Here is a 16,545-nt window from a genome sequence, read left to right as displayed (position 1 = left end):
GCCGTTCAGCTGCCGGCTTTGCCGGTGACTCCGGGCGCGCCGGCGAGGCCATTGCTGCCGGTGCCTTGGCCCAGGCCGCCGGCACCACCGTCACCCTTGCTGCCGCCGCTGCCACCCGCACCGGCGATACCGTTGCTGCCGCCGGAGCCGCCGGAGCCGGCCGCACCGCCGGTACCCGGAGCGCCGCCGTCGCCGCCGTCGCCGCCGCTGGGGCCCTTGCCGCCGTTGCCGCCGTTGCCGTTGCTGCCGGCGAACGCGTTACCGCCGACACCACCGGTTTGCAGCGCGAGGGCGCTGCCGCCGTCGCCGCCCTTGCCGCCGTTGCTGCCGTTGCCGCCGTTGCCGCCGGTGCCACCGTTGCCGCCCGAGCCGCCGGCGCCGCCGTTGCCGCCCTTGCCGCCGGTGCCGCTGTCACCGCCTGCGCCGCCGTCGGGGTGGACGGCCGTGCCGGGTGCTCCGTTGCCGCCGGTGCCGGGCGCTCCGCCGGTGCCGCCGTTGCCCGCGGTGCCTGCCGATCCACCGCTGCCGGCACCCAGGGCGTTGCCGCCGGAGCCCGCGGCGCCACCGGAGCCTCCGGCCGCCCCGTCGCCGCCCTTACCACCGGCACCCAGGTTAATGACGGGGTCGCCGGCCGCACCCTTGCCGCCGGCGCCACCGACGCCACCCTGGCCCCCGTTGCCGCCGTTGCCGCCGTTGCCGGAGGTCGCCCCGCCGAGGCCACCACTACCGCCCTTGCCGCCATTGCTGCCGGCCGTGCCGATGCTCCCGTCGTCGCCGGGGTTCAGGCCGTTCTTCCCCGCGGTGCCGTTCATGCCGTTGCCGCCGTTACCGCCGTTACCGCCGTTGCCGATCGCGCCGCCGTTACCGCCGTTGCCGCCGTCACCGCCGCCGATGCCGACCGTGGTGGAGCTCCAGCCGTTGCCGCCGTTGCCGCCGTTGCCGGCGGGAGCGAGAACGGCGAGACCGTCAGCACCCTTGGTGCCGGTCCCCGGGCCGCCGGTGCCCGCTGGACCGCCCAGGCCCGCGGTGCCGGCGTTTCCGCCGTTACCGCCGTTGCCGCCGTTGGGGTTGGCAATGCTGGTGGCGTCCGCCCCCTTCCCGCCATTGCCGGGTGTTCCGGCGTTGCCGCCGTTGCCGCCCGACCCGCCGGCGCCGTCGACTCCCTTGGTACCGCTGCTCACCGAGCCTGCGACTCCGCCGTTGCCGCCGGCCCCGCCGGCCGCACCGTTGCCGCCGGACCCGCCGTCCTGGGCGTTGTTGTTGCCGGTGCCCCACGGGTTGCTGTTGGTGACGCCGTTGCCGCCGTCCACGCCGTTGCCACCCCGGCCACCGTTGCCGCCCTTGCCGCCGGCGCCGCCGCTGCCGCTGTCGCCGGAGCTGGTGCCGCCGTTGCCGCCCGTGCCGCCGGCGCCACCCTTACCGCCGGGTGTGCCGCTGCTGCCCGAGGCGCCGGAGCCCTTGCCGTCGGTGCCGTCGGTGCCGTTGGCGCCGTTGCCACCGGCGCCGCCATCGCCGCCCTTGCCGTAGGTGCCGCCGCTACCGCCGCTGCCGCCGGCGCCGCCGTCGGCGCCCGCGACGGTGCCGGTGGACGCGTCGTAGCCGGCGCCGCCCTTGCCGCCGTTGCCCACCGTGCCCAGGGGTGCGCCGTTGTTGCCGGCCGCGCCGTTGGGGGCGGGGTTGGCGCCATTGCCGTCGAGGCCGCCCGTGCCGAACGCGCCGGCCTTGCCGATGTAAGCCGTGCCGCCGTTGCCGCCGTTGCCGCCGTCGGGGTTCTTCACGGTGCCGTTGGCGCCGTTGCCGCCGTTTCCGGGTGTGCCGCCGTTGCCGCCGTTTCCGGCGTTGCCGCCCTTGCCGCCGGCGCCGACGGTGCCGTTCGGTGACGCGCCGCCCGCGCCGCCGTTGCCGCCGCTGCCGCCGTCGCCGCCGGCGCCGCCGTTGCCGCCGTTCTGGCCGCTGCCGATGCCGGTGCCGTAGGGGTTGGCATCGGTGACGCCGTCCTTGCCGCTCACGCCGTTGCCGCCGTTGGTGCCGTTGCCGCCGTTGCCGCCGGCGCCGCCGGCCCCGCCGTCACCGGAGACCGATCCACCCGAGCCGCCGGCGCCGCCGCTGCCACCCGAGCCGCCGGAGCGGCCGTCGGTGCCGGAGTCGCCGGCGCCGGTGCCGTTCGTGCCGTTGATGACGGCCGAGACGCCGTTGCCGCCGGCCCCGCCGTTGCCGCCGTTGCCGATCTTGCCGCCGTTGCCGCCGTTGCCGCCGTTGCCGCCGCTGGCGCCCGCGGCGAGGGCGTTGTAACCGGCCCCGCCCTGGCCGCCGTTGCCGGCCGGCCCGGTGACGTCGGTCCCGTTGACGCCGGGGGCGCCGCTCGTCGATCCGAGGCCCTTGGCTCCGGCGATGCCCGCGGTTCCGGGATCGCCGCCGTTGCCGCCGTTGCCGCCGTCCCGGAACAGGGCGGTGCCGGCCGCGCCTGCGCCGCCGTTACCCGGTGCGCCCGCGTTGCCGCCGTTGCCGGCGTTACCGCCGGCGCCCTGCGTGCCGGCCTTGCCCGAGCCGTTCTGCAGCACACCCGCCGCGCCGCCGTTGCCGCCGTTGCCGCCGCCGCCACCATTGCCGCCGTTGCCGCCGGCCTGGCCGCCGCCGGGCCCGTTGCCGTACGGGTTGGCACCCGCGGTGCCGTACTTGCCGATGACACCCTTGCCGCCGTTGCCGCCGTCGGCGCCGTTGCCGCCGTTGCCGCCGCTGCCGGCGCTGCCGGCGCTGGTGCCGCTGTTGCCGCCGGCACCGCCCTTGCCGCCGCTGCCGCCGGCCTGACCCGGGTCGCCGCTGGCCCCGAAGGTGGTGCCGTTGGCGCCGGACTTGCCGGCCACGCCGTTGCCGCCGTTGCCGCCGTTGCCACCGTTGCCGTACTGCCCGCCGGCGCCGCCGTTGCCGCCGTCTCCGCCGCTGTCGCCGGCCGCGGTGGCGGTGAAACCGTTGCCGCCGTTGCCGCCGTTGCCCGACACCGTGGTGGGCAGACTGCCGTTGGCGCCCTTGCTGCCGCCGCCGGTGCCGATAGCGCCGCCGTTACCGCCGGGGCCGACCGTGCCGGGGTTGCCGCCGCTGCCGCCGTTGCCGCCGTTGTGGTGGGCCGTGGTACCGGCAGCGCCGTCACCGCCGTTGCCGCCGAGGCCGGCGTTGCCACCGGCGCCGCCGTTGCCCTTGAGGCCCAGGGTGCCGGCGCCGCCGACCGCTCCGGCGTTGCCGCCGGTGCCGCCGGTGCCGCCGCCCCCGCCGTTGCCGCCGTTGCCGCCGTCGAAGTGGGTGGTGTCACCGGCCGCGCCGTCGCCGCCGACCCCGCCGTTGCCGCCCTTGCCGCCGACACCGCCGGCGCCGCTGGTACCGGCCGCCGAGCCGCCCTGACCGCCGGTGCCACCCTGTCCGCCGGTGCCGCCAATGCCGCCGGTGCCGCCGTCGTAGCTGGGGGCCGCCCCCTTGGTGCCGGCTTTGCCGGTCGCACCATCGCCGCCGGCGCCGCCGGCGCCGCCGTCGCCGTACTTGCCGCCGGTGCCGCCGGTACCGCCGGTGCCCCCGCCGGCGCCCGGGTCGGTGACGGCGTCGGGGCTGTAGCCCTTGCCGCCGGCGCCGCCGTGGCCGGCGTTGGTGGTGGAGATGACGCCGTCGATCCCCTTGGCGCCGGGAAGGGAACCGGTGCCACCCGCGCTGCCCTTGCCCGGGGTGGTGCCCGGGTCTCCGCCGTTACCGCCCTTGCCGCCGGTGGGGTTGGCCTTGGTGCCCTCCGCGCCGGCGCCGCCGTTGCCGCCGACACCGGTGTTGCCGCCGTCGCCACCCTGGCCGCCGACGCCCTTGGCGCCCGACGTGACGTTTCCGGCGTTGCCCGCTACGCCGCCGTCGCCGCCCGCACCGCCGTTGCCGCCGTTGCCGCCGTCGACGTGGCCGGGCCCGCCGACCGCACCGGTGCCGCCGGTGCCGCCCTGGCCGCCCCTGCCGGCGTTGCCGCCGTTGCCGGAGTTGCCCTTGATGGTGCCGCCGTTGCCGCCGTTTCCGCCGCTGCCGCCCTGTCCGCCCTTGCCGCCGGTACCGCCGTTACCGCCGAACGGGGTTCCGTCGGTGCCGGTGACGCCCTGGCCGCCGGTGAAGCCGTTGCCGCCGTTGCCGCCGTTGCCGTACTCGCCGGCGTTGCCGCCGTTGCCGCCGCTGTATCCGGTCTGGCCGGCGCCCGGGACGCCGAAGGCGTTGCCGCCGTTGCCCCCGTTTCCGGTAGCGGTGGTCGGCTTGAGACCCGGCGTGCCGTTGTTTCCGATGAGCTTGCCGGCGCCGCCGACGCCGTTGGAACCGCCGGCTCCGTTATTGCCGCCCTTGCCGCCGTTGCCGCCGCCGAGGAAGCCGTCGCCGCCGGCGCCGCCCTTGCCGGCGACACCGCCGTTGCCGCCGTTGCCGCCGTTGCCGCCCTTGCCCGTGGGGTTGGCGGCGCCGTTGCCGCCGTTTCCGCCGGCCGCGCCATTACCTGCGTCGCCGCCCTTGCCGCCGAGGCCGTTGAACTGGCCGCTCTTGCCGCCGGCCCCGCCGTCGCCGCCGTTGCCGCCGGTCAGTCCATTGGTCCCGTTGGCGCCTGGGCTGGCTCCGTTAACGCCGTTCTGGCCGGCGGCGCCGTTGCCGCCGCGGCCGGCGTCGCCGCCGTTGCCGTACAGGCCGCCGTTACCGCCGGCGCCACCCTTTCCGCCGTTGGTGCCGGGCACGGTGGCGTCATAGCCGTCGCCGCCACGGCCACCGTTACCGGCGACCCCGGTGGGTGTGCTGCCGCCGACACCGTTGGCGCCCTTGGTGCCGTTGACCGAACCCGTGCCACCGGCGCCGCCGACGCCGCCGGCTTTGCCGAGGCCGGGGTTGCCGCCCTTGCCGCCGTCACCGCCGTTGGGGTTGTTCAGCGTGCCGGCCGCACCGTTGCCGCCTTCGCCCGGGAGGCCGCCGTTGCCGCCCTTGCCGCCGCGACCGCCGTCGCCGCCTGCGCCGACGATGCCCTTGGTGACCGTCCCACCGTTGCCGCCCGCACCACCGGCACCGCCCTGGCCGGCATCGCCGCCGTTGCCGCCGTTCTGGGCACCGTTGATCTGTCCGGTCTGATACGGGTCGGCGTTCTGGACACCGTTGCCGCCGGTCACGCCCTTGCCGCCATTGCCGCCGTCGCCGCCGAAGCCGCCCTTGCCGCCCTTGCCGCCGTTGCCGGAAGTCGAGCCGCCGGCACCGCCGTCGCCGCCCTTGCCGCCCTTGCCGCCCGCCTGGCCGGGATCACCGTTTCCGCCGGTGCCGACGCCGTCATTGCCGGACTTGCCGTTGGCGCCGTTGCCGCCGTCGCCACCGTCACCGCCGTTGCCGATCGCACCACCGGCACCGCCCCTGCCGCCGTCGCCACCGTCGGCACCGGTGGTGGTGGCGGTGTAGCCGGCACCACCCTTACCGCCGTTTCCGGCGGGACCGGCCAGCGCCGCGCCCTTGGTGCCGTTGGCGCCGTCGCTGCCGTCGATGAAGCCGGAGCCGTGCTTGCCGCCGGTGCCGCCGATGCCGACGTTGCCGGGGTCGCCGCCCTTGCCGCCGGCGCCACCGTTGATGCTGCCGGAGATGCCGGCCGCGCCGTTGCCGCCGTTGCCAGGTGTTCCAGCGCCGCCGCCGTTACCGGCCTTGCCGCCGTCGCCGCCGTTACCGTCCTTGCCGTAGATCCCGGCGGTTCCGCCGTCGCCGCCGGCGCCACCGTTGCCACCCTTGCCGCCGTCGCCGCCCTTGCCGCCGTTCTGAGCGCCGCCGACACCGTTGTTGTAGGCGTCGGAGCCGGACACGCCGTCGTTGCCGTTACGGCCGGCCCCGCCCGTGCCGCCATCGGCCCCCGCGCCGCCCTTACCGCCGGCGCCGCCGTCGCCCGACGTCGAACCGCCGGCCCCGCCTTTACCGCCCTTGCCGCCGGAACCGCCGTCCTGACCCTTGATACCCGGGTCACCGGGGTTGGTGCCCGGATCGCCGTTGGCGCCGGCCACGCCGTTGCCGCCGTCGCCGCCCCGGCCGCCATTGCCGACCGCGCCGCCGGCGCCACCCTGGCCGCCGTCGCCTCCGTTGGCACCCGGCGCGGTGGAGGTGAACCCGACTCCGCCGTTGCCGCCGTTACCGCCGCTGGTGACCGATTGACCGTCCTTGCCGGGGGCGCCGTTGCCGTTGCCTGTGCCGAAGGAGCCGGCGGCTCCCGCGGTGCCGGGGTCACCACCCTTGCCACCGGCACCGCCGGTGGTGTGGGTGGCGGTGCCTGCCGCCCCCGCGCCGCCGTTGGCCGGTGTGCCGGCATCGCCGCCGTTGCCGGCGTTGCCGCCGGCGCCGCTGACACCCTTGGTGCCGTGGAAGGACAGGCCGCCGGTACCGCCGTTGCCGCCGTTGCCGCCGCTGGCGCCGTTGCCGCCCTTGCCGCCGTTCTGGCCGCCACCGAAGCCGTTGTTGTAAGCGTCCTGATCGGCGAGGCCGTCGTGGCCGTCGACACCGGCGCCGCCCTTGCCGCCGTTGCCACCGCTGCCGCCCTTGCCGCCGGCACCGCCGTTGCCGGAGTCGGTGCCGCCACGACCACCGTCGCCGCCGCGACCGCCGCTGCCGCCCGGATTGCCGTTGCCGCCGTTCTGTCCGGGGTTGACACCGTCGGTGCCGTCGGTCCCGGCCATGCCGTTGCCGCCGTCGCCGCCTCTGCCGCCGTTGCCGATGTTGCCGCCGTTACCGCCGGCTCCGCCGTCACCGCCGGCGCCGCCGTCGAGGGTGGCGGAGTAGCCGCGTCCGCCGTTACCACCGTTTCCGGCCGGTCCGGTGACCGAGAGTCCCTTGCTGCCGCTGGTGCCGGGGGTGGCGCCGGAGCCGGCGGTGCCGCCGGTCCCGCCCGCGCCGGCGATGCCGGCGTCGCCGCCGTTGCCGCCCTTGCCGCCGTTGATGTTTGCGGAGGTGCCGTCGGCGCCGTTTCCGCCGTCGCCCGGACGTCCGGCGTCGCCGCCGTTGCTGGCGTTGCCGCCGTTGCCGTTGGCGCCGTTGCTGGCGACGTTGCTGCCGTTGGTTCCGGCGGCTCCGCCCGTACCACCGTTGCCGCCGTTGCCGCCGGTGCCGCCGTTGCCGCCCCTGCCGCCGTCATACCCCGCGCCGTTGTTGGTGTTGGAGTTGCCGTCGTGCCCGATGGCGCCGGCCCCGCCGTTACCCGCGGTTCCCGCGTTGCCGCCGTTGCCGGCCGCGCCGCCGTTGCCGGCGAGGCCCTTGGTGGCGCCGCCGGTGACACCGCCCGCGTTGCCGCCGGTGCCGCCGTTGCCGCCCTTACCGCCGTTGCCTGCGTTGCCGCCATTCTGTCCGGGGTTACCCGCGCCGGTGGTTTCGGTTCCGTTGTCGCCGTTGAGGCCGGACCCGCCGGCGCCGCCGTCGCCGCCCCTGCCGCCGGTGCCGCCGTTGCCGGCCAGTGAACCCACACCGCGGCCTATGCCGCCGCTGCCGCCGTTGCCGCCTCGACCGCCGTCGGTGCCGTTCTTGCCGCTGTCGCCGAGGTTGACACCGTCCTTGCCGGGCGTGCCGGCGGCACCGTTGCCGCCGTTGCCGCCGTTGCCGGCGTTGGCCACCGCGCCGCTGGCACCCTTGCTGGCGCCGGTCCCACCGCTGCCGGCATTTCCGGCGTTGCCGCCGTTGCCGCCGTTGCCGCCGTCGGGGTTGTTGGTGGTGCCGCCGGCGCCGTCCCCGCCGCTGCCGCCCGCGCCGGCGTTGCCGCCCTTGCCGCCGATGCCTGCCGTGGCGCCGGCGCCGTTGGTACCCGTGCCGGCTGTGCCGCCGGTGCCCTTGCCGCCTGCGGTGCCTGCGGCGCCGCCGGCGCCGCCGGTACCGCCGTCCCCGCCGTCCCCGCCGTTCTGTCCGCCGCCGAAGCCGGTGCCGTACTTGTTGGCGTCGGCGACGCCGTTGGCACCGGTGATGCCGATGCCACCATGACCGCCGGCACCGCCGGTGCCGCCGTTGCTGGCGTGACCGCCGTTGCCGTTGGCGCCCGTGCCACCGCCGCTGCCGCCGATGCCCGAGGCTCCGCCGCCGCCGCCGTTGCCGCCGTTGCCGCCCTTGCCGCCGCTGCCGCCGGTGCCGCCGGCGTAGCCCGCGCCGTTGTTGGTGCCGGAGATGCCGTCGTGGCCGTTGCCGCCGGCTCCGCCGTTGCCGGCCGTACCGGCGTTGCCGCCGTTGCCGCCGGTGCCGCCGGTGCCGTTGGTGCCCGCGGTTGCGCCGTCGGTCGCCCCGCCGGCGTTGCCGCCCTTGCCTCCGGCGCCGCCGTTGCCGCCGCTGCCCGCGTTACCACCGTTCTGCCCGTTGCCGCCGGCGCCGGAACCCGTCGTGCCCACGGCACCCGTCACACCGTTGCCGCCGTCGCCACCGTTGCCACCGATACCGCCGTTACCGCCGGCGCCGCCCTTGAAGGTGGCTCCGCGCCCGATACCGCCGCCGCCGCCGTCACCACCTACACCACCGGGCGAGCCGTTCAGCCCGTTGTCGCCGAGGTTGGTGCCGCTCTTGCCGCTCGTACCCAGGGCGCCGTTACCGCCGTCGCCGCCCCTGCCGCCGTTGGCCCCGGTGCCGCTGCCGGCGGTCCCGATGCCGTTGCCGTTGGCGCCGCCGGCACCGATGTTGCCGGCGTTGCCGCCGGCGCCGCCCTTGCCGCCGTCGATGAAGGAGGTGCCGCTGATGCCGTCGGCGCCGCGGCCGCCGTCACCGGCTGCACCCGCGTTGCCGCCTACACCGCCGGCTCCGCCGGAGCCGTTGGTGCCCGCCTTGGCGGTGCCACCGAACACCTGACCGCCGGTGCCACCCGTGCCGCCGGCGCCGCCCTTGCCGCCGTCGCCGCCGTTGCCGCCGTTCTGACCGCCACCGGTCCCGTTGCCGTACTGACTGGATCCGGTCACCCCGTTGGCGCCGTTGACCCCGGCGCCACCGGCGCCGGCGGCGCCGCCCGCTCCGCCGCTGCTGGCGTTGCCGCCGTTGCCGTAGGACCCGGTGCTGCCGCCGCTGCCGGTGCCCGGCGCGCCGCCGACGCCGCCGTTACCGCCGTTGGCGCCATTGCCGCCGTTGCCGCCGTTGCCGCCGTTCTGGCCGCCACCGACGCCGGTGCTGTAGGCGTTGGCCCCGGGCGTACCGGGTGCGCCGTTGGCGCCGAGCCCGCCCTTGCCGGCCTTGCCCGCGTCGCCGCCGTTGCCGGCGTTGCCGCCGTTGCCGGCGTTGCCGGCGACGCCACCACCGGTGCCGCCACTGCCGGCGTCACCGCCGCGGCCGCCGTCGCCACCGGCGCCGCCGGCGCCGGCGTTGCCGCCGTTCTGTCCACTGCCGCCCGGACCGCTGATCGCCGCGCCGTTGGCGCCGTCGAGCCCGCTGCCACCCCTGCCGCCTACGCCGCCCTTGCCGCCCGTGCCGCCGTTACCACCGTGCGTCGCGACCCCGGCAGGAGTCTTGCTGCCACTGGCCGCGCCGCCGGCGCCGCCGGCGCCGCCTTTACCGCCGGGACTGCCCGGAGTGCCGCTGTCGCCGGGGTTGACGCCGTCGGTTCCGGCCACGCCGTCCGCGCCGTTGCCACCGCCGCCGCCGTTCCCGCCGTTGGCGCCGAAACCATCAGCGCCCTTGGTTCCGGTGCCGCCCGGACCGGTGCCACCGTTGCCGCCGGTGCCGACCGCGCCGGCGTTACCGCCGTTGCCGCCCTTGCCGCCATCGATGGATCCGGTGCTGGCATTGGTGCCGCCGGCGCCGAAGCCCCCATCGCCGCCGTTGCCGGCGTTGCCGCCGTTGCCGCCCGCCCCGCCGGAGCCCTGGATCGCGCCGTCGGTGCCGCCGCCACCGACGGTGGTGCCTGCCAGTCCGCGGGTGCCGCCGTCGCCACCTTTGCCGCCCGTGCCGCCGCTGCCGCCGTTGCCGCCGTCCTGGGCACCGCCGATGCCGGTGCCGTACGGGTCGGATCCGGCCACCCCGTTGCCGCCGTTGGCCGCGGCGCCACCGTTACCGCCGGCCCCACCGGCGCCGCCGTTGCTGGCGTTGCCGCCGTTTCCGTTGGCGCCGACGGTCGGCGTGTTGGTGCCGCCGGTCCCGGCGAGCCCGCCGTTGCCGCCGTTGCCGCCGTTGGCACCGGTGCCGCCGGAGCCGCCGTTGCCGCCGTTCTGCCCGCCACCCACGCCGGTGCCGTAGGCGTTCTGACCGGCCACTCCTGGTGCTCCGTTGAGACCGGCGCCGCCGTTGCCGGCGGTGCCCGCGTTGCCACCGCTGCCGGCTGCGCCGCCGTTGCCGGAGGTGCCGGCGAGGCCGCCGCCGGTGCCGCCGCTGCCGGCATCACCGCCACGGCCGCCGTCACCGCCGCGACCGCCGGCCCCGGCGTTGCCGCCGTTTTGGCCGTTGCCCTTCCCGTTGCCGTAGTCGACGTTGGCCGAGCCATTTTTGCCGTCGAGTCCGCTGCCGCCCTGGCCGCCGGCCCCGCCCTTGCCGCCGGTGCCGCCGGCGCCGCCGTGGGTCGGTACACCGGCCGGAGTCTTCGACCCGCTGGCGGTGCCGCCGGCCCCGCCGGCGCCGCCCTTGCCGCCGTCGCCGCCCTGTTTGCCGTTGTCTCCGAGGTTGAGGCCGTCCTTGCCGGCAGTGCCGGCCAGACCGTTGCCGCCGCCCCCGCCGTTACCGCCGTTGGCGCCGAACCCGTCGGTGCCTTTGGCGCCGTTACCGCCGGGGCCGGTGCCCCCAGCGCCACCGGCGCCGACCGCCCCGGCGTTACCGCCGGCACCGCCCTTGCCGCCATCGATGGCGTCCGCGACACCGTTTGCGCCCTGGCCACCATCACCGGCGCCACCGGCGTTGCCGCCCGCCCCACCGGCGCCGCCTTTGCCGTTGGTGGCGGTGGTCAGGCCGTTGCCGTCCTTGCCGGCCACCCCGCCGTTGCCGCCCTTGCCGCCCGTACCGCCGGCGCCGCCGTTGCCGCCGTCTTGGCCGCCGCCCACCCCGGTGTTGTACCTGTCGTGTCCGGCGAGGCCGTCAGCGCCGTTGGCACCGGCCCCACCGGCCCCACCAGCCCCACCGGCGGCGCCGTCGCTGGCATTACCACCCTTGCCGAAAGCACCCGTGCTGCCGCCGCTGCCCGACCCGGGCGCGCCGCCGACACCACCATCACCGCCGTTGGCGCCGGCCCCACCATTACCGCCGTTGCCGCCGTTTTGTCCGCCACCGAAGCCGGTGGTGTAGGTGTTTTGTCCGGCCACCCCGGGTGCTCCGGTCAGACCGGCGCCGCCTTTGCCGGCGGTGCCGGCGTTGCCGCCGTTCCCGGCTGCGCCGCCGCTGCCGGAGGTGCCGGCGAGGCCGCCGCCGGTGCCGCCGCTGCCGGCGTCACCGCCACGGCCGCCGTCACCGCCGCGACCGCCGGCTCCGGCGTTGCCGCCGTCCTGACCGGCGCCGACACCGTTGCCGTAGTTGGTGTTGGCCGAGCCGTTGTTGCCGTCGAGCCCGCTGCCGCCCTGGCCGCCGGCCCCGCCCCTGCCGCCGGTGCCGCCGGCGCCGCCGTGGGTCTGCACACCGGCGGGGGTCTTGGCGCCGCTGGCGGTGCCGCCGGCGCCGCCGGCGCCGCCCTTACCGCCGTCGCCGCCCTGCTTGCCGCTGTCACCGAGGTTGAGGCCGTCCTTGCCGGGAGTGCCGTCTGCGCCGTTGCCGCCGCCGCCGCCGTCGCCGCCGTTGGCGCCGAACCCGTCAGCACCCTTGGCGCCGTTACCGCCGGGGCCGGTGCCCCCGGCGCCACCGGCACCAACCGCCCCGGCGTTACCGCCGGCGCCGCCCTTGCCGCCATCGATGGAACCGGTGCTGGCGTTGGTGCCGTCAGCGCCCCGGCCGCCATCGCCGGCCGTACCGGCGTTGCCGCCGGCGCCGCCGGCCCCGCCCTGGCCGTTGGTGGCGGTGGTCAGGCCATTGCCGTCCTTGCCGGCGACCCCGCCGTTGCCGCCCTTGCCGCCCGTGCCGCCGTTGCCGCCGTTGCCGCCGTCTTGACCGCCGCCCATCCCGGTGCCGTACTGGTCGGCGCCGGCCACCCCGTTGGCGCCGTGAACCCCGGCCCCACCAGAGCCGGCCGCTCCACCGGCCCCGCCATCACTGGCGTTACCGCCCTTACCGAAAGCACCGGTGCCGCCGTCTTTACCGGTGCCCGGCGCGCCCCCGAGCCCGCCGCTACCGCCGTTGGCCCCGGCGCCGCCGTTGCCGCCGTTGCCGCCGTTCTGCCCGCCACCGACGCCGGTGCCGTAGGCGTTCTGCCCAGCCACTCCGGCAGCGCCGCTGACCCCGACGCCGCCGTCGCCCGCGGTGCCGGCGCTGCCGCCATTGCCGGCATCTCCACCGGAACCGGCCTTGCCGTTGGTGGCGCCGGTCCCGGCGTCACCGCCCTGGCCACCATCACCGCCGCGGCCACCGGCCCCGGCGTTGCCGCCGTCCTGGCCGCCGCCGTCACCGTTGTTGTAGGCGTTGACCCCGACCACACCGTTGTTGCCGTCGCGGCCGCTGCCGCCCTGGCCACCGGCCCCACCTTTACCGCCGGTGCCGCCATCCCCGCCGATCCCGGCGCCGCTGGCAATGCCGCCGGCACCGCCCTTACCGCCCTTGCCGCCGTCGCCGCCCGCTTTACCCGAGTCACCGGGGTCGAGGCCGTCCATGCCGGTCTCACCGGCTAGACCGTTACCACCGTCGCCGCCGCGCCCACCGTTGGCGCCCACACCATCAGCACCCTTGCCGCCGGCACCACCAGGACCGTTGCCACCGTCACCACCGGCACCGACCGCCCCGGCGTTACCGCCCTTGCCGCCGGCACCACCATCGACAGCGCCCTTGACACCGTCAGCACCCCGGCCGCCATCACCGGCCGCACCGGCGTTGCCGCCGGCGCCGCCGGCCCCGCCCTGGCCGTCGGCGCCCGGGATGGTGCCGGTACCACGGACACCGCCGTCACCGCCCTGGCCGCCCGTACCGCCGGCGCCGCCGCGACCGCCGTCCTGACCGCCGCCCACCCCGGTGCCGTACTTGTCGAGCCCGGCGACCCCGTTCGCGCCGCTGAGGGCGTTGCCGCCGGCACCTGCCGCTCCGCCGGCACCGCCGTTGCTCGCGTTGCCGCCGTTGCCGGTAGCGCCCTTGGTCGCAGGTGTGAGACCGCCCGTTCCCGCCGCGCCGCCCAGGCCGCCGTTGCCGCCGTTGCCGCCCTTGCCGCCGTCGCCGCCCTTGCCGCCGTCATAGCCGTCCAGGTGGCTGGCGATCCCGTCATGGCCGGCCGCGCCGGTGCCGCCGGCACCCGCGGTTCCCGCATCGCCGCCCTTGCCGCCGGCACCGCCGTTACCGGCGTTGCCAACTGTGCCGCCCTTCCCGGTGCCGCCAGCGTCGCCACCCGTACCGCCCTCGCCGCCGGCCCCGCCGCTTCCGGCGTTGCCGCCGGTCTTGCCGTCGCCGCCGGCGCCGTTGGTGAGACTGCCGTTGGAACCGTCGACGCCGCTGCCGCCCTTGCCGCCGTCACCGCCCTTGCCGCCGGCACCACCGTCACCACCATGGGTGCCTACGCCGCCGGCCGCACCGCCGGCCCCACCTTGACCACCCTTGCCGCCCTTGAAACCGTCGTGGCCACCGTCACCCTTGTTGAGCCCATCGGCGCCGTTGCCGCCGGCCGCGCCGTTACCGCCGGCGCCACCCTTACCGCCATTGCCGATGTTGCCGCCGTCGCCGCCCGCGCCACCATTACCGCCGTCTGCGCCCGCCGCGCCGGCGACCGGGCTGGGGCTGTAGCCCGCACCGCCGGCACCCCCGTTGCCGGCGGGGCCGACGACGGCCGCGCCCTGCTGGCCGTCGGCTCCGCGACCCGAACCGCTGCCGTTCGCGCCGCCCGTGCCGCCGGCGCCCGCGGTGCCGGCGTTGCCGCCGTCGCCGCCGCGGCCACCGTCGACGTGGTTGACACCGCCGTCGGCTCCCGTGCCCCCGTCGCCCGGCCGCCCGGCTGCGCCGCCGTCGCCGCCGCTGCCGCCGGCGCCCGCGGCGGCAGCGTTGCCGATGCCCTTGACGGTGCCGGCCGCTCCACCGGCACCACCGTGGCCGCCGCTCGCACCGTTGCCGCCGTTGCCGCCGGCCCCGCCTGCCTGGCCGGCGGCCACGCCGTCTCGGCCGTCCACGCCGTCGCCACCGGCGCCACCCGTGCCACCGGCGCCGCCCGCCCCGCCGGCCCCCGCGTTCCCCCGGATCGAACCGCCGTCACCGCCGTAGCCGCCCGCCCCGCCCGCCCCGCCGGCGGTGCCGTCGGTGCCGCTTTGACCCGGGTTGACGCCGTTGGTGCCCGCTTTGCCTGCCGCGCCGTTTCCGCCGGCCCCGCCGGCGCCACCGTCGCCGTAGTTGCCGCCGTTTCCGCCGTGGCCGCCGCTGCCGCCATTGGCGCCGGAAACGGCGCCCAGGGATGCGTCATAGCCGTTGCCGCCGTTGCCGCCGTTGCCGCCGGTGGTGGTCACGGTGGTGCCGGCCTGGCCGTGCGCACCGATTACCGAACCGTAGCCGCCGGTGCCGCCGGCCGCCCCGACGCCGTTGTTGCCGCCGTTGCCGCCGTTTCCGCCGTTCGGGCTGGCTGCGTTGCCGGCCGCACCGTTGCCGCCATTGCCGCCGATGCCACCGGTACCGCCATCGCCGCCGGCACCGCCGCGGCCGAGGATGCCCGATTCGCCGAACAGCAGGCCACCCCGACCGCCCGCACCGCCATTGCCGCCGTTGCCGCCGATTGCGCCGGTGCCGCCGTCGCCGCCGTTGGCACCGTTTCCGCTCGGATAAGTCCCGTCAGCGCCGTTGGCGCCCTGGGTACCGGTACCGCCCTTGCCGCCGACGCCACCGTTGCCGCCGTTGCCGCCATCGCTGAACAGCAGGCCGCCCCGGCCGCCCGTGCCACCGTTGCCGCCGTTGCCGCCGGCGACGGCGGTGGTTCCGGCGCCACCGCCCGAGCCGTTACCGCCGACCCCGCCGTTTCCGTATAGCCATCCGCCGTTGCCGCCCGCGCCGCCGTCACCACCGTTGTAGCCGGCGCCGCTGGAACCGCCGCTGCCGCCGGTGCCGCCGGTCCCGAACAGGAGTCCGGCGTTGCCGCCGAGCCCTCCGGTGCCGCCGGCAGCCGCACCGGCGCCGCCGGTGCCGCCAGCCCCACCAGGGCCGTAGAGTCCGCCGGTGCCGCCGGCCCCGCCCAGGCCGCCGTCGCCGGTGCGACCGATCCCGCCGGCGCCGCCGGCTCCGCCGGAAGCGCCGGACAGCCAGCCCGCATCGCCGCCGGTCCCGCCGCCGCCGCCGGTTGAGCCCGAGCCTCCGGCGCCACCGGCCCCACCAGCGCCGGCGAGCAGACCGCCGTGGCCGCCGTGACCGCCGAATCCGGCCTGGCCGCCGACTGTCGGTCCGGCGCCGCCGGCGCCGCCGGCGCCGCCCGCGCTGAGCAGCCAGGCGTCACCGCCGCGCCCGCCGCCCCCGCCGATACCGGTAGGACTGGTGTTCGCGCCTCCGGCACCGCCGGTACCGCCGTCGCCATACAGCCATCCGCCGCTGCCGCCGGCCGCACCGGCCCCGCCGTTGGCGCCGGCACCACCGGCACCACCGATGCCGCCCGCACCGATCAGCCAGGCCCTTCCCCCGGCCCCGCCCGCGCCCCCGGTTCCCAGGCCGTTGAGATTGGCACCACCGGCGCCGCCGACGCCACCGCTGCCGTACAGCCACCCGCCGGCCCCGCCGGCGCCGCCGGCCGCGCCATTGCCGGTCGCCGAAGCTCCGCCGGCGCCGCCGGCGCCGCCGGTACCGATCAGCCCGGCGCTGCCGCCGGTGCCACCGGCCTGTCCGGTCGCACCCGCCGCGCCGGCGCCGCCGTTGCCGTACAGGAGCCCGCCTGCGCCGCCGGCCGCGCCGGGAGTGCTGCCGTTTGCCCCGTCTCCGATCAGTGGACGTCCGAGCAAGGCTTGGGTGGGAGCGTTGATGGCGCCGAGCACCGCATCCCCGAGGCCGGCCAGTGGCGCGGCGTTGGCGGCCTCGGCCAGGGCGTACGTGCCCGCGCCGGACGACAAGGCCTGCATGAACCGTGTGTGGAAGGCCGCCGCCTGTGCACTGATGCTCTGATACGCCTGCCCGTGGTTGCCGAACAGGGCAGCGATCGCGGTCGACACCTCGTCCTGGGCCGCCGCCACCAGGGCTGTGGTGGAGGCCGCCGCGCTGACGTTGGCCCGCTCCAAAGTGGTGCCCAGACCGGCCAGATCCGACGCCGCGGCCGTCAGCACGTCCGGCGATGCAATGAAGTACGACATGGGAACCGCCCGCTAGCTAGGTCACGACCTCAGAGGTCGTGGATGTGTCCCCCGGTCATGCTGATCGGCTAAGCCGATACGAACGATAGCTCTAAAATGCTCAAAGCAAACTAGATTTGCGTCAAATAGCGCCTAACTCATCCGAATAGTTTTCGAGTAGGGGCCTAGACCACAGTGTGACTGACTAACCACGCCCCGGGTCGAGCGCAGGAATGCTTACCGG

1 protein-coding gene is annotated in these 16,545 nt (G+C 77.5%); it reads right to left on the bottom strand.

The window, feature by feature from the left end:
- Window positions 1-5: 5 nt before the first annotated feature.
- Window positions 6-16,322 carry a PE family protein gene (locus ACX9NE_RS20295; RefSeq protein ID WP_459362783.1) on the bottom strand — a complete coding sequence of 5,439 codons (16,317 nt, stop codon included), beginning with the start codon at window positions 16,320-16,322 and terminating at the stop codon, window positions 6-8.
- Window positions 16,323-16,545 lie beyond the last annotated feature (223 nt).

The organism is Mycobacterium sp. ML4 (assembly GCF_054515735.1).
The sequence above is the reverse complement of the archived record's forward strand: the minus strand, read 5'-3'. Positions and strand labels throughout refer to the sequence as shown.